At 61.9% G+C, this 20,796-nt stretch carries 19 protein-coding genes; 11 read left to right on the forward strand and 8 right to left on the reverse strand.

Annotated features, from left to right (window positions below; genetic code table 11):
- From lepB to pdxJ, 5 genes are all read left to right on the forward strand, one after another.
- The gene (gene lepB / locus VC35_RS14425; protein WP_046040956.1) at positions 1-855 is read left to right on the forward strand and encodes a signal peptidase I; all 855 of its coding nucleotides are present in this window, start codon (positions 1-3) and stop codon (positions 853-855) included.
- Between the two features lie 185 nt (positions 856-1,040).
- The gene (gene rnc, locus VC35_RS14430) at positions 1,041-1,730 is read left to right on the forward strand and encodes a ribonuclease III (protein ID WP_008053221.1); all 690 of its coding nucleotides are present in this window, start codon (positions 1,041-1,043) and stop codon (positions 1,728-1,730) included.
- On the forward strand, positions 1,723-2,625 hold the full coding sequence (gene era, locus VC35_RS14435) for a GTPase Era (RefSeq protein ID WP_007973959.1): 903 nt from the start codon (positions 1,723-1,725) through the stop codon (positions 2,623-2,625). The genes rnc and era overlap by 8 nt, the downstream gene beginning before the upstream one ends.
- Positions 2,626-2,791: 166 nt before the next feature.
- The gene (gene recO, locus VC35_RS14440) at positions 2,792-3,475 is read left to right on the forward strand and encodes a DNA repair protein RecO (RefSeq protein ID WP_046040959.1); all 684 of its coding nucleotides are present in this window, start codon (positions 2,792-2,794) and stop codon (positions 3,473-3,475) included.
- A gap of 50 nt (positions 3,476-3,525) precedes the next feature.
- Complete coding sequence (gene pdxJ, locus VC35_RS14445; RefSeq protein ID WP_046040960.1) at positions 3,526-4,269, forward strand: pyridoxine 5'-phosphate synthase; 744 nt, start codon at positions 3,526-3,528, stop codon at positions 4,267-4,269.
- 141 nt (positions 4,270-4,410) lie between these two features.
- Here pdxJ and mltF read toward each other — a convergent pair whose 3' ends face one another.
- The gene (mltF, locus tag VC35_RS14450; RefSeq protein WP_046040963.1) at positions 4,411-5,871 is read right to left on the reverse strand and encodes a membrane-bound lytic murein transglycosylase MltF; all 1,461 of its coding nucleotides are present in this window, start codon (positions 5,869-5,871) and stop codon (positions 4,411-4,413) included.
- Positions 5,872-6,156: 285 nt separating this feature from the next.
- On the opposite strand from mltF, the gene purL reads away from it, so the two are divergent.
- Entirely contained in the window at positions 6,157-10,053 is a 3,897-nt protein-coding gene (gene purL, locus VC35_RS14455; protein ID WP_046040966.1) for a phosphoribosylformylglycinamidine synthase, read from the forward strand.
- A gap of 20 nt (positions 10,054-10,073) precedes the next feature.
- Positions 10,074-10,385 carry a YqfO family protein gene (locus VC35_RS14460; protein WP_046040968.1) on the forward strand — a complete coding sequence of 104 codons (312 nt, stop codon included), beginning with the start codon at positions 10,074-10,076 and terminating at the stop codon, positions 10,383-10,385.
- Between the two features lie 186 nt (positions 10,386-10,571).
- On the opposite strand, the gene nagE is transcribed toward VC35_RS14460, so the two are convergent.
- The 7 genes from nagE to VC35_RS14495 form a co-directional block, all read right to left on the reverse strand.
- Entirely contained in the window at positions 10,572-12,287 is a 1,716-nt protein-coding gene (gene nagE, locus VC35_RS14465; protein ID WP_046040971.1) for an N-acetylglucosamine-specific PTS transporter subunit IIBC, read from the reverse strand.
- Positions 12,288-12,316: 29 nt separating this feature from the next.
- Positions 12,317-14,833 (reverse strand): phosphoenolpyruvate--protein phosphotransferase, encoded by a 2,517-nt coding sequence (gene ptsP, locus VC35_RS14470; RefSeq protein ID WP_046040972.1) that lies wholly within the window; start codon positions 14,831-14,833, stop codon positions 12,317-12,319.
- A gap of 36 nt (positions 14,834-14,869) precedes the next feature.
- Positions 14,870-15,892 carry an SIS domain-containing protein gene (locus VC35_RS14475; RefSeq protein ID WP_185754787.1) on the reverse strand — a complete coding sequence of 341 codons (1,023 nt, stop codon included), beginning with the start codon at positions 15,890-15,892 and terminating at the stop codon, positions 14,870-14,872.
- Positions 15,873-16,979, reverse strand: coding sequence for an N-acetylglucosamine-6-phosphate deacetylase (gene nagA, locus VC35_RS14480; protein WP_046040976.1), 1,107 nt, complete (start codon positions 16,977-16,979; stop codon positions 15,873-15,875). The genes VC35_RS14475 and nagA overlap by 20 nt, the downstream gene beginning before the upstream one ends.
- Before the next feature lie 49 nt (positions 16,980-17,028).
- Positions 17,029-17,760: a GntR family transcriptional regulator gene (locus VC35_RS14485; protein ID WP_046040977.1), complete on the reverse strand. Its 732-nt coding sequence runs from the start codon at positions 17,758-17,760 to the stop codon at positions 17,029-17,031.
- Between the two features lie 295 nt (positions 17,761-18,055).
- Positions 18,056-18,559, reverse strand: a complete 504-nt coding sequence (locus tag VC35_RS14490; protein WP_046040978.1) for a L,D-transpeptidase family protein — start codon at positions 18,557-18,559, stop codon at positions 18,056-18,058.
- 121 nt (positions 18,560-18,680) lie between these two features.
- Positions 18,681-19,232 (reverse strand): NUDIX hydrolase, encoded by a 552-nt coding sequence (locus tag VC35_RS14495; protein ID WP_046040979.1) that lies wholly within the window; start codon positions 19,230-19,232, stop codon positions 18,681-18,683.
- A 14-nt stretch (positions 19,233-19,246) separates the two neighbouring features.
- On the opposite strand from VC35_RS14495, the gene VC35_RS29535 reads away from it, so the two are divergent.
- The 4 genes from VC35_RS29535 (at position 19,247) to VC35_RS14510 (ending at position 20,787) form a co-directional block, all read left to right on the forward strand.
- Positions 19,247-19,390 carry a hypothetical protein gene (locus VC35_RS29535; protein WP_185754788.1) on the forward strand — a complete coding sequence of 48 codons (144 nt, stop codon included), beginning with the start codon at positions 19,247-19,249 and terminating at the stop codon, positions 19,388-19,390.
- Positions 19,380-19,979, forward strand: coding sequence for a CoA pyrophosphatase (locus tag VC35_RS14500; RefSeq protein ID WP_046040980.1), 600 nt, complete (start codon positions 19,380-19,382; stop codon positions 19,977-19,979). The genes VC35_RS29535 and VC35_RS14500 overlap by 11 nt, the downstream gene beginning before the upstream one ends.
- A gap of 71 nt (positions 19,980-20,050) precedes the next feature.
- On the forward strand, positions 20,051-20,575 hold the full coding sequence (locus VC35_RS14505) for a gamma carbonic anhydrase family protein (RefSeq protein WP_046040982.1): 525 nt from the start codon (positions 20,051-20,053) through the stop codon (positions 20,573-20,575).
- Positions 20,572-20,787 carry a DUF1289 domain-containing protein gene (locus tag VC35_RS14510; RefSeq protein WP_046040984.1) on the forward strand — a complete coding sequence of 72 codons (216 nt, stop codon included), beginning with the start codon at positions 20,572-20,574 and terminating at the stop codon, positions 20,785-20,787. The genes VC35_RS14505 and VC35_RS14510 overlap by 4 nt, the downstream gene beginning before the upstream one ends.
- The last annotated feature ends 9 nt before the right edge of the window (positions 20,788-20,796 follow it).

Consider the following 20,796-nt stretch of genomic DNA (forward strand, 5'->3'; position numbering starts at 1 on the left):
ATGTCACTAAATTTCCCGCTGTTGCTGGTCATCGCCGTGTTCGTCTGCGGCCTGTTGGCGTTGCTCGATCTGTTGATCCTGGCCCCGCGTCGGCGTGCCGCCATCGCTTCCTATCAGGGCAGCGTCAGCCAGCCTGACATGGTCGTGGTCGAGAAGCTGAACAAAGAGCCGCTGCTGGTTGAATACGGCAAGTCGTTCTTCCCGGTGTTGTTCATCGTGCTGGTGCTGCGTTCGTTCCTGGTGGAACCGTTCCAGATTCCTTCCGGTTCGATGAAGCCAACCCTGGATGTCGGCGACTTTATCCTGGTGAGCAAGTTTTCCTACGGGATCCGCTTGCCGGTGATCGACAAGAAAGTCATCGAAGTCGGTGATCCGCAGCGCGGCGATGTGATGGTGTTCCGCTACCCGAGCGACCCGAACGTCAACTACATCAAGCGTGTGGTTGGTTTGCCGGGCGACACGGTTCGCTACACCGCCGACAAGCGCCTGTTCGTCAACGGTCAATCGATTGCCGAGCAACTGGTCGGCGCCGAGCCGGGCACGCTGGGCAGCGCTGAGCTCTACAAGGAAAAACTCGGCGCGGCCGAGCACATGATCCGCAAGGAAATGAGCCGCTACCGCGCAATGCCGGACCATTCGTGGACCGTGCCGGCCGGGCACTACTTCATGATGGGCGACAACCGCGACAACTCGAACGACAGTCGCTACTGGGATGATCCAAACATTCCCAAGGATCTGCTGGGCATGGTTCCCGACAAGAATATCGTCGGCAAGGCCTTCGCGGTCTGGATGAGCTGGCCGGAACCCAAACTCAGCCACCTGCCGAATTTCTCGCGGGTTGGCCTGATCAAGTAATCAAACACGGCGCTGTTGAACACAGCGCCGAATGCATTTCTGGAACCGGCAGATTCGGGGGCCAGAGGCATGAAAACAATGATATTCAGGACGTTATTTTTGAACACAGCGTTAATTGTCCCAAGCCTGCGCCGCCTCCTGGCAATGGCGGTGGAATCCAGCCACGAACTCAGCGTGGGTAAACCGTGAGCGTCTCCTTAAGCCGTCTAGAGCGTCAGCTCGGCTACACCTTCAAGGATCAGGAACTGATGGTCCTGGCCCTGACTCACCGCAGCTTTGCCGGGCGTAACAACGAACGCCTGGAATTCCTCGGTGACGCCATTCTCAACTTCGTCGCCGGCGAGGCGCTGTTCGAGCGCTTCCCGCTGGCTCGCGAAGGCCAGTTGTCGCGTTTGCGCGCGCGACTGGTCAAAGGTGAGACCCTGGCCGTACTGGCCCGTGGTTTCGATCTGGGCGAATACCTGCGCCTGGGCTCGGGCGAGCTGAAAAGCGGCGGTTTCCGTCGCGAGTCGATTCTTGCCGATGCCCTCGAAGCGTTGATCGGTGCGATCTACCTCGATGCCGGCATGGAAATGGCCCGCGAGCGTGTGCTTGCCTGGCTGGCCGGCGAGTTCGAAGGCCTGACACTGGTCGACACCAACAAAGATCCAAAGACCCGCCTGCAAGAGTTCCTGCAGTCCCGTGGTTGTGAGCTGCCGCGTTACGAAGTGGTGGATATCCAGGGTGAGCCGCATTGCCGGACGTTCTTCGTCGAATGCGAAATCATCTTACTGAATGAAAAAAGCCGAGGTCAGGGTGTGAGTCGTCGTATTGCCGAACAGGTAGCGGCCGCCGCAGCACTGATTGCCCTGGGTGTGGAGAATGGCAATGACTGATACAAACGCAACTCGCTGTGGCTATGTTGCCATCGTCGGCCGTCCGAACGTGGGCAAGTCCACGCTGCTGAACCATATCCTGGGTCAGAAGCTGGCGATCACCTCGCGCAAACCGCAAACCACCCGTCACAACATGCTCGGTATCAAGACCGAGGGCGATGTGCAGGCGATCTACGTCGACACCCCCGGTATGCACAAGGGTGGCGAGAAGGCCCTGAACCGCTACATGAACAAGACCGCTTCGGCGGCGTTGAAAGACGTCGACGTGGTGATTTTCGTGGTCGACCGCACCAAGTGGACCGAAGAGGACCAGATGGTTCTCGAGCGCGTCCAGTACGTGACCGGCCCGCTGATCGTGGCGTTGAACAAGACCGATCGCATCGAAGACAAGGCCGAGCTTATGCCGCACCTGAGCTGGTTGCAGGAGCAGTTGCCGAATGCGCAGATCATCCCGATTTCCGCACAGCACGGGCACAACCTCGATGCACTGGAACGCGTAATCGCCGAGCACCTGCCGGAAAACGATCACTTCTTCCCGGAAGACCAGATCACCGATCGCAGCAGCCGTTTCCTTGCCGCCGAACTGGTGCGCGAGAAAATCATGCGCCAGATGGGCGCCGAGCTGCCGTACCAGATCACCGTTGAAATCGAAGAGTTCAAGCAGCAGGGCAAGACCCTGCATATCCATGCCTTGATCCTCGTCGAGCGCGATGGCCAGAAGAAAATCATCATTGGCGACAAGGGCGAGCGCATCAAGCGCATCGGCACCGAAGCGCGCAAGGACATGGAGCTGCTGTTCGACTCCAAGATCATGCTCAACCTGTGGGTCAAGGTTAAGGGTGGTTGGTCCGATGACGAGCGTGCATTGCGTTCGTTGGGTTATGGCGACCTGTAAAGCCGGACCCAAGTGATGTAACTGTAGGAGCGAGCCTGCTCGCGATAGCGGTCTGTCAGTCAACGAGTGTGTTGAATGTTAGTCCCTCATCGCGAGCAGGCTCGCTCCTACAGTGGTTTTGGGGTTGCCAGTAATATCTGCTTCTTCATCGAGATCTGCGATTTCCATGTCCCAACCCATCCCCCAACCCGCCTACGTCCTGCACTCCCGCGCCTACCGTGAAAACAGCGCGCTGGTGGACTTCCTCACGCCGCAAGGTCGACTGCGGGCGGTGTTGCGCAGTGCGCGGGGCAAGGCCGGGACGTTGGCGCGGCCGTTCGTGCCACTGGAAGTCGAGTTCCGGGGCAAGGGCGAGCTGAAGAATGTCGGGCGCATGGAAAGTGCCGGGGTTTCCACCTGGCTCATTGGCGAGGCGCTGTTCAGTGGGCTTTATCTCAATGAGCTGCTGATTCGTCTGTTGCCCGCCGAAGATCCGCTCCCCTCGGTGTTCGATCATTACGCCGCCACCTTGCTGGCGCTGGCCGAAGGTCGCCCACTGGAGCCCTTGCTGCGCTCCTTCGAGTGGCGCTTGCTCGATGACCTCGGCTACGGGTTTTCCCTGACGACTGATATTCATGATCAGCCCATCGCGCCGGACGGCCTCTACCGTTTGCAAGTGGATGCGGGGCTGGAGCGGGTCTATCTGCTGCAACCGGGCCTGTTCAACGGCACCGAACTGTTGGCCATGGCCGAAGCCGACTGGTCCGCCCCCGGCGCCCTGTCTGCCGCCAAGCGCTTGATGCGCCAGGCGTTGGCCGTTCACCTGGGCGGCCGTCCACTTGTCAGTCGCGAGCTGTTTCGCAAGCCCTGATCACACCGTATGCTGTGCACCGAACTTTCTCTTCTACTGGAGCGCTTTCCGTGACCACCAGCACCCGTATTCTTCTTGGCGTGAACATCGACCACGTTGCCACCCTGCGTCAGGCCCGGGGCACCCGTTACCCGGACCCGGTCAAGGCAGCGCTGGACGCGGAAGAGGCGGGCGCCGACGGCATCACCGTGCACCTGCGCGAAGACCGTCGGCACATTCAGGAGCGCGACGTTCTGGTGCTCAAGGACGTGCTGCAAACCCGCATGAACTTCGAAATGGGCGTCACCGAAGAAATGATGCAGTTCGCCGAGCGCATCCGCCCGGCGCACATTTGCCTGGTGCCGGAAACCCGTCAGGAACTGACCACTGAAGGCGGCCTGAACGTGGCGGGGCAGGAAGCGCGGATCAAGGCCGCGGTCGAGCGCCTGTCGAAGATCGGCTCCGAAGTGTCGCTGTTCATTGACGCCGATGAGCGCCAGATCGAAGCCTCCCGCCGTGTCGGCGCGCCGGCCATCGAGCTGCACACCGGGCGTTATGCCGATGCCGAGACACCGACCGAAGTCGCCGAAGAACTCAAGCGTGTGGCCGATGGCGTGGCCTTCGGCCTGGCCCAGGGGCTGATCGTCAATGCCGGCCATGGCCTGCACTATCACAACGTTGAAGCCGTGGCGGCGATCAAGGGCATCAACGAGCTGAACATCGGCCATGCGCTGGTGGCCCATGCGCTGTTCGTTGGCTTCAAGTCGGCTGTTTCGGAGATGAAGGCGTTGATTCTGGCGGCTGCCAAAGCCTGAAGAACGACACCAAACCCTGTGGGAGCGGGCTTGCTCGCGAAAGCGGTTTATCATTCAACATCTCTGTTGGCTGGCACACTGCTTTCGCGAGCAAGTCGAATCGTCGCACCGCCGCTCCCACATTTGATCTCGGTTGTTCTGTTAGAGCGGTGAAGGCTCTTGAGCAGGCTTGGTCTTGTCGATCCCCGGAACAAGCAGTTTGCCCTCGGCGACCTGATCGCCTTCAAGCTGCGGCTGCGTGACCCAGGTCAGAATGTCGTAGTAGCGACGGATGTTCGCCACGAAATGCACCGGTTCGCCGCCACGGGCGTAGCCGTAACGGGTTTTGCTGTACCACTTCTTTTCCGACAGGCGCGGCAGGATCTTCTTCACGTCCAGCCATTTGTCCGGGTTCAAGCCTTCCTTGGCCGCCAGTTTACGCGCGTCATCCAGGTGGCCGCTGCCGACGTTGTAGGCTGCCAGGGCAAACCAGGTCCGGTCCGGTTCCTGAATCGAATCGTCGAGCTGGTCTTTCATGTAGGCCAGGTACTTGGCGCCGCCCATGATGCTCTGCTTGGGGTCCAGTCGGTTGGACACGCCCATGGCCTGTGCGGTGTTCTGGGTCAGCATCATCAGGCCGCGCACGCCGGTCTTGGATGTGACCGCCGGTTGCCACAACGACTCCTGGTACCCGATGGCCGCGAGCAGGCGCCAGTCGACTTTCTCTTTCTTGGCGTACGACTTGAAGTGCTGTTCGTACTTGGGCAGGCGTTGCTGCAAGTGTTGGGCAAACGTGGTGGCGCCCATGTAGCCGAGGACGTCGACATGCCCGTAGTAGCGGTCCTTGAGGCGTTGCAGGGTGCCGTTCTTCTTGACCTTGTCGAGGTAGTCGTTGATTTCGTTGAGCAGGCTGTTGTCGTCGCCCGGTGCGACGGCCCAGCTCTGGTTGCTGGCGTCACCGAGGTCGAAGGCGACCCGGATGTTGGTGAAGTACACCTGGTTCATTGCCACTTCGTTGGAGTCGACCAGTGTCAGGTCGATCTGACCTTCGTCCACCATGCGCAGGAGATCGACGACCTCGACCGCGTCAGACTCTTCGTATTCGATGCCGGGAAATTTCTGTTTCAGTTGCGCGAGCTGTTCGGCGTGGGTGCTGCCCTTGAGCACCATGATCTTCTTGCCCACCAGGTCTTTCGCATCGGTCGGTCGTGACTGACCGTTGCGGTAGATGATCTGCGGGGTGACTTCCAGATAGGAGTGCGAGAAGCGCACCTGCTTCTTGCGTTCTTCGCTGCTGACCAGACCGGCCGCCGCCAGCACCGGGCCATTGGGCTTGCCGACCTGGTTGAACAGGTCATCGAGGTTGTCGGCGGTCTCGATCTTCAGCTCCACCCCCAGATCGTCGGCGAAGCGCTTCACCAGCTCGTATTCGAAGCCGGTTTCACCGTTGCGATCCTGAAAGTAGGTGGCAGGGCTGTTTCGGGTAACCACCCGCAGCACACCATCCTCCTTTACGCGCTCGAGCGTGTTGGGTTTATCAACACAGCCACCGAGCATCAGGAAGAGTCCGGTTGCGATCAGCCATTTGGCATACCGCGGACGCAAAGCCGTTGGGAAAAACATCTGCGCAGTATACGCAAAGGACCACGGGCGCCATATCTCGACAGTGAGGGGGTTGTCTGCTAGAGATCACAAAACCGGCAGAAACCCCGCAGGAATGGGCCTTTTCTGCATTTTGTTACAGTAAAAATAAGCTGTCGTCACACGCCCAATTAACCTGACTTTCGAGGCAGAAACACAGAACGACACCCGAGTGCAACCGTGCGTAGCGTTTCGGGTGATGTCGCGGGCTGTTTAGGCTAGAATGCACGGCCTCAAAGCACACCCCTTCCCGAGGCTGTCCCGAAGATGTTGATCCTGCGCGGCGCTCCTGCCCTTTCTGCCTTTCGCCACAGCAAACTCCTTGAGCAACTGAGCCAGAAGGTTCCGGCTGTCAGTGGCCTGTATGCTGAATTCGCTCACTTCGCCGAAGTTACGGGCGTCCTGACCGGCGACGAACAGCAGGTGCTTGCGCGCCTTCTGAAGTACGGTCCAAGCGTTCCGGTACAAGAACCGACCGGTCGTCTGTTTCTGGTGCTGCCGCGTTTCGGCACCATCTCTCCGTGGTCGAGCAAGGCCAGCGACATAGCCCGTAACTGTGGCCTGGCGAAAATCCAGCGCCTGGAGCGCGGTATCGCGTTCTACGTGGCCGGCCAGTTCAGCGACGCTGAAGCCCAGCTGATCGCCGACGGCCTGCACGACCGCATGACCCAGATCGTCCTGGGCAACCTCGAACAGGCCGCCGGCCTGTTCAGCCACGCCGAGCCAAAACCCCTGACCGCGATCGACGTGTTGGGTGGCGGCCGCGCCGCGCTGGAAAAAGCCAACACCGAGCTGGGCCTGGCCCTGGCCGAAGACGAGATCGACTACCTGGTCAACGCCTTCGTCGGCTTGAAGCGCAACCCGCACGACATCGAACTGATGATGTTCGCCCAGGCGAACTCCGAGCACTGCCGCCACAAGATCTTCAACGCCAGTTGGGACATCGACGGCCAGAGCCAGGAAAAAAGCCTGTTCGGCATGATCAAGAACACCTACGTGATGCACAGCGAAGGCGTTCTGTCCGCTTATAAGGACAACGCTTCGGTGATCGTCGGCTCCGTGGCCGGTCGTTTCTTCCCGGACCCTGAGACCCGCCAGTACGGCGCGGTGCAGGAACCGGTGCACATCCTGATGAAGGTCGAGACCCACAACCACCCGACCGCGATTGCCCCGTTCCCGGGCGCATCCACCGGTTCCGGCGGCGAAATCCGCGACGAAGGCGCGACCGGTCGCGGTGCCAAGCCGAAGGCTGGCCTGACCGGTTTCACCGTGTCGAACCTGCAGATCCCGGGCTTCGAACAGCCGTGGGAAGTGCCGTACGGCAAGCCTGAGCGCATCGTTACTGCGCTGGACATCATGATCGAAGGCCCGCTGGGCGGCGCTGCGTTCAACAACGAATTCGGTCGTCCGGCCCTGACCGGTTACTTCCGTACCTTCGAACAGTCGATCACCACCCCGCACGGTGACGAAGTTCGCGGTTACCACAAGCCGATCATGCTGGCTGGCGGCATGGGCAACATCCGTGAAGAACACGTCAAGAAAGGCGAGATCCTGGTCGGCTCCAAGCTGATCGTGCTCGGCGGCCCGGCGATGCTGATCGGCCTGGGCGGCGGCGCGGCTTCCTCCATGGCCACCGGCACCAGCTCGGCAGACCTGGACTTCGCGTCGGTACAGCGCGAAAACCCGGAAATGGAGCGTCGCTGCCAGGAAGTCATCGACCGTTGCTGGCAACTAGGCGACAAGAACCCGATCAGCTTCATCCACGACGTGGGTGCGGGCGGTCTGTCCAACGCCTTCCCGGAGCTGGTCAACGATGGCGACCGTGGTGGCCGTTTCGAACTGCGCAACATTCCAAACGACGAGCCGGGCATGGCCCCGCACGAAATCTGGTCCAACGAATCCCAGGAACGTTACGTTCTGGCGGTCGGCCCGGCTGACTTCGAGCGCTTCAAGGCGATTTGCGAACGTGAGCGTTGCCCGTTTGCCGTAGTCGGCGAAGCCACTGCTGAACCGCAGCTGACCGTGACCGACAGCCACTTCGGCAACAGCCCGGTGGACATGCCACTGGAAGTGCTGCTGGGCAAGGCTCCACGCATGCACCGTTCGGTGGTTCGTGAAAACGAACTGGGCGACGATTTCGATCCGTCGACCCTCGACATCGCCAACTGCGTCGAGCGCGTCCTGCATCACCCGGCCGTGGCCAGCAAGAGCTTCCTGATCACCATCGGCGACCGCACCATCACCGGCCTCGTGGCTCGTGACCAGATGGTCGGCCCGTGGCAGGTTCCGGTGGCCGACGTTGCCGTCACCGCCACCAGCTTCGACGTCTACACCGGTGAAGCCATGGCCATGGGCGAGCGTACTCCGCTGGCACTGCTGGACGCTCCGGCGTCGGGCCGCATGGCCATCGGCGAAACCCTGACTAACATCGCCGCTTCGCGCATCGGCAAGATCTCCGACATCAAGCTGTCGGCGAACTGGATGTCCGCTGCCGGTCACCCGGGTGAAGACGCACGCCTGTACGACACCGTGAAAGCGGTCGGCATGGAACTGTGCCCTGAGCTGGGCATCACCATTCCGGTGGGCAAGGACTCGATGTCCATGGCCACCCGCTGGAACGACGAAGGCGTGGACAAGTCCGTGACTTCGCCGATGTCCCTGATCGTGACCGGTTTCGCGCCAGTGACTGACATCCGTCAGACCCTGACCCCGCAACTGCGCATGGACAAGGGCACCACCGACCTGATCCTGATCGACCTGGGCCGCGGCCAGAACCGCATGGGTGCCTCGATCCTGGCACAGGTTCACGGCAAGCTCGGCAAGCAGGCTCCGGACGTCGATGACGCCGAAGACCTCAAAGCCTTCTTCGCGGTGATCCAGGGCCTCAACGCCGACGGTCACCTGCTGGCTTACCACGACCGTTCCGACGGTGGTCTGCTGACCAGCGTTGTCGAGATGGCGTTCGCCGGTCACTGCGGCCTGAGCCTGAACCTCGACGGTCTGGCAGAAACTTCGGCCGACATCGCCGCGATTCTGTTCAACGAAGAACTGGGCGCCGTGATCCAGGTTCGCCAGGACGCCACCCCGGACATCCTCGCGCAGTTCAGCGCTGCCGGTCTGGGTGATTGCGTATCGGTGGTCGGTCAGCCGATGAACAACGGCGAGATCAGCATCACCTTCAACGGCGAAACCGTGTTCGAAGGCCAGCGTCGTCTGCTGCAACGCCAGTGGGCCGAGACCAGCTACCAGATCCAGCGTCTGCGTGACAACGCCAACTGCGCCGAGCAAGAGTTCGACGTGCTGCTGGAAGAAGAGAACCCGGGCCTGAGCGTCAAGCTGAGCTACGACATCAACCAGGACATCGCCGCGCCTTACATCAAGAAAGGCATTCGCCCACAGGTTGCCGTACTGCGTGAGCAGGGCGTCAACGGTCAGGTGGAAATGGCGGCCGCGTTCGACCGCGCCGGGTTCAACGCGATCGACGTGCACATGAGCGACATTCTGGCCGGCCGTGTCGACCTGAACGAGTTCAAGGGCATGGTCGCTTGCGGCGGCTTCTCTTACGGCGACGTATTGGGTGCCGGTGAAGGCTGGGCGAAATCGGCGCTGTTCAACAGCCGTGCCCGCGATGCGTTCCAGGGCTTCTTCGAACGCAACGACAGCTTCACCCTCGGCGTGTGCAACGGTTGCCAGATGATGTCCAACCTGCACGAGCTGATCCCGGGCAGCGAGTTCTGGCCGCACTTCGTGCGCAACCGTTCCGAGCAGTTCGAAGCGCGTGTTGCCATGGTGCAGATCCAGGAGTCGAACTCGATCTTCCTGCAAGGCATGGCCGGTTCGCGCATGCCGATCGCCATTGCTCACGGCGAAGGTCATGCCGAGTTCTCCAGCGAAGAAGCACTGCTGGAAGCCGATCTGTCCGGTTGCGTGGCGATGCGTTTCGTCGACAACCACGGCAAGGTCACCGAAAGCTACCCGGCCAACCCGAACGGCTCGCCGCGCGGGATCACCGGCCTGACCAGCCGCGACGGTCGCGTGACCATCATGATGCCGCACCCGGAGCGTGTGTTCCGTGCCGTGCAGAACTCGTGGCGTTCGGATGACTGGAACGAAGATGCACCGTTGATGCGCATGTTCCGTAATGCTCGGGTCTGGGTAAACTAAAAGCGGGTGAACTAAGCGCCGTGTACAAGCTCAGCTTTTTCGTTCCAACCAGTCACGTCGAAGACGTGAAGAGTGCCGTCTTCGCCGCCGGTGGCGGTCGAATCGGTGCTTACGACCACTGTGCATGGCAGGTGTTGGGCCTGGGTCAGTTTCGTCCACTGGACGGCAGTCAGCCGTTCATTGGCGAAGCGGGGCAGGTCGAGCAGGTCGAGGAATGGAAGGTTGAGCTGGTGGTGGCCGATGAGTTGATCCACTCGGTGGTGGCGGCTCTGAAACAGAGCCATCCCTACGAGACACCGGCTTATGAGGTGTGGCGGTTGGAGGATTTCTGATCTTCCTGGCTGCTGAAATGAGAAACCCGCTGAAAGAGATTTCAGCGGGTTTTTTGTTGCTCAGGATTCAGTGGTGTCAGTGAGGGCCTCATCGCGAGCAGGCTCGCTCCTACAGTGGTGCGGTGTACGCAGAGCAAATGTAGGAGTGAGCCTGCTCGCGATGGCGGCCTATCAGGCACCGAGGATCTAAACCTTGGCACTCACCTCACTGCGATTGACCAATGCTTCCAGCGCATCACTCAAGCTCGGCGCCTTGTCGCCAACCAACAGATGCCACACGCCACCTTCCAACTGGCTGACTCCCTGACAGCCCAGTGCTTTCAAATCACACTCCGACAACGCTTTGCCATTGGCCAGTTGCAGGCGAATTCGGGTCATGGCGATGCAATCGAGTTGCAGCACATTGTCACCACCGCCCAGGGCGCTGAGCCATTGCTGCGCCTCGGGTGTCACCACGGCGGCGGGTTTGGGTGCGTCGATTTCTGCCGCTGGTGACGACACCAAGGCCCGACCCAGCGCCGGCATCGCCAGGCGAATCTCATCGGCAATGGCATCGGCCATTGGCCCCACCACCACCTGCAAACTCCCGCCCTTGCCCGGACGCACCACGGCCATGGCGCCGAGCGCTTTCAGGTCGGTATCCGAGGCCTTGTTGCGATCCACCATGTCCAGGCGCAAGCGCGTAGTGCAGGCGCCGACGGTGATCAGGTTTTCGGCACCGCCCAAGGCCTTGATGTAAGCCCCGGCGCGCTCGTTGTCGGCAACTACAGTCTTCTCGACGGTGGCGGCATCTTCACGCCCCGGGGTTTTCAGGTCGAAGCGACGGATACAGAAATCAAACACTACGTAATAGATCACGGCATACGCCAGGCCCACCGGGAACACCATCCAGCCGTTGGTGGACTTGCCCCAGCCAAGGATCATGTCGATGAAGCCGCCGGAGAAGGTGAAACCCAGGTGGATGTTCAGGGCATTGGTGATCGCCATCGACAGGCCGGTCAACAACGCATGCAGCAGATACAGCAGCGGCGCGAGGAACATGAAGGCGAATTCGATCGGCTCGGTGACGCCGGTCAGGAACGCGGTCAACGCCATCGACAGGAAGATCCCGCCCATCACCTTGCGCCGTTCCGGCAGAGCGTTGCGGTACATCGCCAGGCAGGCGGCGGGCAGGCCGAAGATCATCATCGGGAACATGCCGGTCATGAACTGGCCACCTTTCGGGTCGCCGGCGAAGTAGCGCGACAGATCGCCGGTCACCAGCGCGCCGGTGGTGGGGTCGGTGAAGTTGCCGAACACGAACCACGCCATGTTGTTGAGGATGTGGTGCAGGCCGGTGACGATCAGCAGGCGGTTGAACACGCCGAAGACGAACGCGCCGAAGCTGCCGCTTTCCATCATCAGCGTGCCGAAGCTGTTGATGCCGTGCTGGATCGGCGGCCAGATGTAGCCGAACACCACGCCCAGGCCCACGGCGGCGAACCCGGTGGCAATCGGCACAAAACGCCGGCCGCCGAAGAACGCCAGGTACTCCGGCAGCTTGATGTCCTTGAAGCGGTTGTACAGCGCGCCGGCCATCAGGCCGCTGACGATCCCGGCGAGCATGCCCATGTTGATGCTCGGGTCGAGCACCTTGAGGGTGGAGATCATCACCAGGTAGCCGATCACCCCGGCAAGCCCCGCCGTACCGTTGTTGTCCTTGGCGAAACCGACCGCAATGCCGATGGCGAAGATCATCGCCAGGTTGGCGAAGATCACTTGGCCGGCGTCGTGGATGATCGCGATGTTCAGCAGGTCGGTATCGCCCAGGCGCAGCAGCAGGCCGGCAATCGGCAGGATCGCGATCGGCAGCATCAGCGCGCGGCCGAGGCGTTGCAGGCCTTCGATGAAAAGTTGGTACATGGCGGTTCTCCGTGGATTCTTGTTGTTCTTTAGCTCAGAGGCCAATGCTGGTGACAGGCGTGACGCACCGCGCTGGCGCTGCTCAACTTGAGCAGGTCGTGGCTGATGCGCCGGCATTCGCTGGCGTCGAGATGACGCACGCGGTCCTTGATTTCACCGACCTGTACCGGGCTCACCGACAACTCACTGACGCCCAGGCCGATCAGCACCGGCGTGGCCAATGGATCGGACGCCAGTGCGCCGCACACGCCCACCCAACGGTTGTGCTGCGCCGCACCGGCGCAGGTCTGGGCGATCAGCCGCAACAGTGCCGGATGCAGCGCATCGACGCGCGCAGCGAGCCCAGCGTGGTCGCGGTCCATGGCCAGGGTGTATTGCGACAGGTCGTTGGTGCCGATGGACAGGAAGTCCGCGTGTTCGGCCAGTTGCTCGGCCAGCAGTGCGGCGGCCGGAACCTCGATCATCACCCCCAGCTCCGGGCGTTGCGCCAGGCCGAGTTCGCCGTACAAGGCATCGAGGCGCTGGCGGATGTGCAGCAGTTCATCGACTTCAGTGACCATTGGCAGCAGGATCCGGCAGCGTGACAACGGACGCAGGTGCAACAGCGCGCGCAGTTGCTGGTCGAGCAGTTCAGGACGAACCTGGGCCAGGCGAATGCCGCGCAGACCGAGCACCGGGTTGGCCTCAGCGGGCAGTGGCAGGTAGTCCAGTTGCTTGTCGCCGCCGACATCGATGGTGCGGATGATCACCGACTTGTCGCCCATGGCATCGAGCACCGCTTGATAGGCGTGGAGTTGTTCCTGTTCGTCCGGGGCGGTGTGGCGGTCGACGAAGAGAAACTCGGTACGCAGCAAGCCGACGCCGTCGGCGCCATTGGCCAATGCGTCTGCCGCTTCCGTGCTAGACGCCACATTGGCGGCGACTTCGATGCGCAGGCCATCGCTGGTCAGCGCAGGTGTGTGGGCCTGGGCCTGCTGTTCGGCCCGGCGTTGTTGCTGTTGCTGTTGCAGCTGGCGCACGTCGGTCAGGCGCTGTGTGCTGGGTGTCAGTTCGAGGCGGCCGCCGTCGGCGTCCAGCACCACCGGTTGCCCCTGTTGCTGATCGAGCAGCGTCGAACCCAGTGCGACCATGCACGGCAGACCTTTGCCCCGGGCCAGAATCGCGACGTGGGAGGTCGCGCCACCTTCGGCCATGCACAGCCCGGCGACGCCTTGCTGGCTCAGTTGCAGTAAATCGGAAGGCGTCAGTTCATGGGCCGCGACGATGGCGCCGGCCGGCACGTCGTAATGCCAGGTATCGCCGAGCAATGCGCGCAGTACCCGTTGCTTGAGGTCGCGCAGGTCGTTGGCGCGTTCGGCCAGCAGCGTGCTGCCGGTTTGCTGGAGGACTTCGCATTGCGCGTCGATGGCCTGGCTCCAGGCGTGGGTCGCGGCCGTGCCCTGGGCAATGGTTTGACTGGCGGCGTCCAGCAAGGCCGGGTCTTCGAGCAGCGCCAGGTGTGCGGCGAAAATCGCCTCCTCCGCGGTGTCCCTGTGTTTTTTCGCCAAGGCCAGCGTGTGTTCGATTTCGCTGCGCACCTGGCTCCGTGCCGCGTCCAGCACTTGCTGTTGTTGCAGCCGATCATGTTGGCCGGCATCCAGCGGCAGGCTGATCGCATTCAGGCGAAACAGAGGTCCGCCGACCAGGCCGGGTGCCGCGCAGACGCCGTGTAACACGCCGGCTTCGGCGGGACGATTGCGTTGGGCAATCGTTGCTGGCGCGGCAGCGTGGTGGTCTTCGGCCAGGGCTGTGGATAACGCGGTCAGCAAGGCTTGCAGCGCAGCTTCGGCATCCGGGCCATGGCAACTGACCTGGACCTCCGCCTGCTCGCCGATGGCCAGCCCCATCAGGCCGATCAGGCTGTCGCAGGTGGCCGACTTGCCGGCGAAATGCAGCTGCGATTTGCTTTTGAATCCTTGCGCGGTCTGACGGATCAACGCAGCCGGCCGCGCGTGCAGACCGCCACGGTGAGCAATGCGCACCAGACCGACAATCTCTGCGCCAGCAAACTCGGTATCCACCTGTGCGCTTGACGTCTGTCGACGAATAATGTGCAGCAGCGGCTCGCCGACCTTGACTGACTTGAGGGTGATGGGCCGTGCCTGAAAGTCCTGGCTGTTGGTGAGGATCAGCAGGCTGACCAGGCTTTTGCACTGTTGCGCGACCTTGTCGAGGTCGTAGCGCAGCAGCGGCTGGCCGTTGGCGACACGCGCGCCTTCCTTGACCAGCATCGAGAAGCCCTGGCCCTGCAACTCGACCGTGTCGAGCCCCAGGTGCAGGAGCAATTCCGCGCCGTTGTCGGCACGCAGGGTTACCGCGTGACCGGTGCGGGCGACATGCACCACCACGCCGGCGCAGGGGGCGTGGAGTGTGTCGTTGAGCGGATCGATGGCGATGCCGTCACCCATGGCGCCGCTGGCAAACACCGGGTCCGGGACTTTGGCGAGCGTGAGCACCGGGCCGCTGAGCGGGGCGCTTAAGGTCAGCTCTTTATTGTTGTTATGCATGGCTCGGTCTCATCAGGAAATCGTTTCGAGTCGGACTCAATGGGTGCGTGTCACTTTGCTCAGGTGTCGCGGCTGGTCCGGGTCCATGCCACGGGCCACAGCCAGGCCGGCGGCCATCACGTAGAAACTCTGGATCGCGAGAATCGGGTCGAGGGCCGGGTGCTCGGCGCGGGTCAGGGTCAGGTCGCGTTCAAGCACGTCATCCGGCGCGGCCAGCAGGACACGGGCGCCGCGCTGGCGCATGTCGGCGGCCAGGCTCAGCAAACCGGCCTGTTCGGCGCCCCGTGGGGCAAACACCAGCAGCGGGTAGTTGTCGCCGATCAAGGCCATCGGACCGTGACGGACTTCGGCGCTGCTGAAGGCTTCGGCCTGGATCGCCGAGGTCTCCTTGAACTTGAGGGCCGCTTCCTGGGCGATAGCGAAACCGGCGCCACGGCCGATCACCATCAGTCGCTGGCAATCGCGCAGGGCGTCGATGGCCGGGCTCCAGTCCTGTTGCGCGGCGTGGCGCAGACCCTCGGGCAAGGCAGAACCGGCCTCGAGCAGTTCGGCGTCTTCTTTCCAGTGGCCAATCAATCGGGCGCTGGCGCTGAGGGTGGCGATGAAGCTCTTGGTCGCGGCGACGCTACTTTCGGTGCCGGCACACAGCGGCAGGCTGAATTCGCAGGCAGCTTCCAGCGGCGATTCTTCTGCGTTGACCATCGAAATGCTCAGGGCGCCGCGCTTGCGCAACAGGCGCAGGCTGTTGACCAGGTCCGGGCTTTGCCCCGATTGCGAAAAGGCGAATGCCACCTGGCCGCTGACCTTCAATGGCGCTTGCTGCATGGTCACCACCGACATCGGCAGCGATGCCACCGGGATGCCCAGCAGTTGCATGGTCAGGTAGGCGAAGTAGCTGGCGGCGTGGTCGGAGCTGCCGCGCGCCACGGTCATGGCCACTTGTGGCGGCTGACGACGCAGGCGCCCGGCGATCTCGATCATCTGCGGGTCGAGTTTTTGCAACTGGGCCTGCACGGCCTCGAACGAGGACAGCGCCTCTTCAAGCATTTTTGAAGTCAATGTCTTCTCCTTCGACCATCACGGCGGTCAGTTTCAGTGAGCGATCCAGCCGCACGCAGTCGGCCCAGGCCCCCGGTTGCAGGCGCCCGCGTTCGGTGATGCCGAGGTAGTCGGCGGGGAATTGCGACAGGCGCTGCGAGGCTTCGGCGATGGGCAGCCCGATCTTCACCAGGTTGCGCAGGGCCTGATCCATGGTCAGGGTGCTGCCGGCCAGGGTGCCGTCGGGCAGGCGCACGCCGCCCAGGCATTTGGTCACGGTGTGGCTGCCGAGCTTGTACTCGCCATCGGGCATGCCGGCGGCCGCCGTCGAGTCAGTGACGCAATACAGGCACGGAATCGAACGCAGGGCCACGCGGATGGCGCCGGGGTGCACGTGCAGCAAGTCCGGGATCAGTTCAGCGAATTTGGCGTGGGCCAACGCGGCGCCGACGATTCCCGGTTCGCGGTGATGCAGCGGGCTCATGGCGTTGTAGAGGTGGGTGAAACTGCTGGCACCGGCCTCCAGCGCGGCCACGCCTTCCTCGTAACTGCCCAGGGTGTGGCCGATCTGCATGCGAACGCCGCGGCTGCTGAGGTCGCGAATCAAGGCATCGTGACCGGCGATTTCCGGGGCAATGGTGATCACCCGGATAGGGGCGAGCGCCAGGTACGCTTCGACTTCGGCCATCAGCGCGGTGTGGGCGAAGTTGGGTTGCGCGCCGAGTTTGCCGGGGTTGATGTAGGGGCCTTCGAGGTGCACGCCGAGCACCCGGGCGCAGCCTTGGGGCCGCTGCTCACAGAATTCGCCGACGGCCTTGAGCACGCGCAAGATCTCTTCGTTCGGTGCGGTCATGGTGGTGGCCAGCAGCGACGTAGTGCCGAAGCGCACGTGGGTTCGGGTGATGGTTTCGAAGGCCGGCGTGCCCTCCATGATGTCTTTGCCGCCGCCTCCGTGAACGTGCAGGTCGATGAAACCCGGCAGCAGGTACGGCAGATCGTTGTCCGCCGGATCGCAGGGCTGGCCTTCGATCGACACGACTTTGCCGTGTTCGTGCACCAGTCGGCCGCGAACCCAGCCGTGGGCGGTGAGGATGTTGTCTTCGGACATGATCGGGATCTCGGTGTTTGGCGACACAGCTCTTTATCAACGAAGCTCTTTATCTTCGAAGCTCTGCGACAAAGTCGTAGTAGTCGTTACGGCAATAGGTGTCGGTGACTTCGATGGGCGTGTTGTCTTCGAGGTAGCCGACCCGGGTCATCAGCAACATGGCGGTGCCGGGGGCGATGCCCACCAGTGCGGCGAACTCGTCCGAGGCGTTGATCGCCTGGATGTGCTGCAGGGCGCGGACAACCGGCTTGCCGATGCCGTCGAGGAACTCGTAGAGGGAATCGCCCACCGCCTGCGGTTTGGGAATGATCGAGGCGGGCAGGGTGCTCATCTCGATGGCCATCACCGTGTCGTCGGCCTTGCGCAGGCGTTTGAGGCGCGCAACCTTGTCGTTGGGCGACAGGCCGAGGCGGATCAGCTCTTCGTGGGTCGGCAGGGTAATTTCCCGCTCCAGCCATTGCGAGCCGGGCACGAAACCCTTGAGGCGGAGCATTTCACTGAAGCCGGAAAGGCGCGACAACGGTTGTTCGAGGCGCGGCGTGATGAAGGTGCCGGAACCCTGGTTGCGGCGGATCAGGCCTTGTTCGAACAACACTTCCAGCGCCTTGCGGGCGGTGACGCGGGAGATGCCCAGCGTCTCGCTCAGATTGCGTTCCGATGGCATCGCCTGCTCGGCTTTCCACTGGCCGGCGTGGATCGCCGCTTCCAGGTTGCGTGCCAGTTGCAGGTACAACGGTGTGGGTTGGGTGTCGTCGGGGCGCAGGGCCTGGAGATCGTTCATGGCGGGTGTCCGGGGCGGATATTGGAATGTTTTTGCCCGTGAATGGGCGAAAACTAATACCACTTGAATACCATGTCAACGTCAGGGTTTTGCTGTTTGTGTAGGAAAGCCTGCCTTGTCGGCCGATTGGAATGGGGGTTGGTTTGAAGTGGTATTAGCGGTGGGCTTTGAAGCGACAAAGATCGCAGCCTGCGGCAGCGCCTGCAGAGCGAAATGGTATTCACCCTGTGGGAGCTGCCGAAGGCTGCGATCTTTTGAATTTATTTTTTGCGGGCGACCAATGGTCGTGGGGGAATTACGGGCGGATTTCGATCATCGTGCCGTCCGGCACCAGGTTCCAGACTTCGCGCATGTCCATGTTGCGCATGGCGATGCAGCCGTCAGTCCAGTCCAGGGTATGGAACAGGTCTTCGGGGGTGTCTTCGCTGTCCGGGGTGCCGTGGATCATGATCATGCCACCGGGTTCGACGCCTTCACGACGGGCGCGGGCAGAGTCGCTGATGTTCGGATAGGAAATGTGCATCGCCAGGTTGAAGCGGTCGCTGACCTTGCGCCAGTCGACCCAGTAGAAACCTTCCGGGGTGCGCTTGTCGCCTTCCATCAGCTTGGGCCCCTTGGGGCGCTTGCCCAGGGAAATGCGATAGGTCTTGAGCGGCTTGCCGTCATTGATCAATTGCAATTGATGGGAAGACTTGAGAATCAGGATCTTCTCGATGACCTTGCCGTCCAGGGTTTCCACGGCAGAAGCCTGGGACACCGTGACGAACGACAAACAGAACAGGGCAAGCAACCAGCGCATTGAAACGATTCCCCAGGAGGTGTCGCGACTATTTATGTATAGAAGTTTTTGCAGGAGCTGCCGCAGGCTCGTGCCGCGTTCGGGCGGTCTTTCGGCGCCTTTGAGTGATGCCGAGATGACATCAGATAATGGCAGGCTGAGCAAGTGGCGGGATCGATTCAGACCGAACGGGATAGACCTCGGTCCGCCGGTCAGCGAAGAAACATTCTAAGGTACGGCCCACCGTGCGGAAAGCCAGCTCATCCCATGGAATGTCCGCTTCGTCGAATAGTTGCACTTCCAGGCTCTCGGGGCCGGCAGAAAAGTCCAGGTCCGCCAGTTCGGCACGGAAGAACACATGCACCTGGCTGATGTGCGGCACGTCGATCAGGGTATAGATGCTCAGGTTGCGCACCCGGGCGCAGGCTTCCTCGGCGGTTTCGCGAATGGCGGCCTGTTCGATGGTCTCGCCGTTCTCCATGAAACCGGCGGGCAGGGTCCAGTAGCCGCGACGTGGCTCGATGGCCCGCCGGCACAGCAACACCTGGGTGCCCCAGGTCGCCACGCAGCCGGCGACGATGTTGGGGTTCTGGTAGTGAATGGCGTGACAGCTGTCGCAAACAAAACGCAGGCGCGAATCGCCTTCGGGAATGCGCTGGGTCACCGGGTTACCGCACTGGCTGCAAAATTTCATGCTGGGGTTCCTGAATGCTGCGCCTATCTTGGCGTGCGGCAGTGCCGGTCGGCAAGTTGTCGTTTCGCGACATGGGGCGGTTGCGGGGGTTGGGCGACCGCAGCGATTGGTGCATGATGCCGGGTAAGGCACAGATCGAGAACACTCATGCTGGATGAGCTACTGCATCGGGTTAGTAACCACACTCCACGCACACTGGAGACCGACCGTCGTTTTCCCGAGGCCGCGGTGCTGGTGCCCATCACTCGCAGTGACGAACCCGAGCTGGTGTTGACCCTGCGTGCCAGCGGCCTGTCGACCCATGGCGGCGAAGTCGCCTTTCCCGGCGGACGCCGTGACCCCGAAGACCCCGACCTGATTTTCACCGCCCTGCGTGAAGCCGAAGAAGAGATCGGCCTGCCGCCGGGGCTGGTCGAGGTGATCGGCCCGCTCAGCCCGCTGATCAGCCTGCATGGCATCAAGGTCACACCCTATGTCGGGGTGATCCCGGATTTTGTCGAATACCGGGCCAACGATGCCGAGATCGCTGCGGTGTTCAGCGTGCCCCTGGAGTTCTTCCGCAAAGACCCCCGCGAACATACCCATCGTATCGATTATCAGGGCCGCAGCTGGTACGTGCCGAGCTATCGCTTTGGCGAATACAAGATCTGGGGGCTGACGGCGATCATGATCGTCGAGTTGATCAACCTGCTGTATGACGCCAAAATCAGCCTGCATCAGCCTCCCAAAAGCTTTATCAATATCTGACGCCATCGTTCGAATGGCCTGAATCCTGATTTCGCTGAAAAAAGCCTGCCTGAGCCTTGAGGAATACCACAATGAAATACCGCCTGGGCGACGCCCGCGTCGAAACCCATCCACAGAGCTGGGTCGCACCCAATGCCGTGCTGGTGGGCAAGGTCAAGCTGGATGAGGGCGCCAACGTCTGGTTCAACGCCGTATTGCGCGGCGACAACGAATTGATCCTGATCGGCAAGAACAGCAACGTCCAGGACGGCACCGTGATGCACACCGACATGGGCTACCCGCTGACCATCGGCACTGGCGTGACCATCGGCCACAACGCCATGCTCCACGGCTGCACCGTCGGCGACTACAGCCTGATCGGCATTAACGCGGTGATTCTCAATGGCGCGAAGATCGGCAAGAACTGCATCATCGGCGCCAATTCACTGATCGGCGAAGGCAAGGAGATTCCGGACGGATCGCTGGTCATGGGGTCGCCCGGCAAAGTGGTGCGCGAATTGACCGAGCCGCAAATCAGGATGCTGGAAGCCAGCGCTGCTCACTACGTGCACAACTCGCAGCGCTATGCCCGCGACCTGGCCGAGCAGGAAGAATGACTGCCACTGAACGTCCGGTAGCATCGCCCTGCGTGAACATTTGTGCGCTGGATGACGATGACATCTGCACCGGTTGCCAACGCACGGTGGAGGAGATTACCCGCTGGAGCCGCATGGACAACGACGAGCGGCGCAAGGTGCTGGGGTTGTGTCATGAGCGGGCCAAGTCCAGTGGGTTGATCTGGATGCTGCCTTCCAAATCCGATCGCTGAGTGGCGGAG

It is taken from the genome of Pseudomonas fluorescens, assembly GCF_000967965.1.
Lineage (GTDB): Bacteria > Pseudomonadota > Gammaproteobacteria > Pseudomonadales > Pseudomonadaceae > Aquipseudomonas > Aquipseudomonas grandcourensis.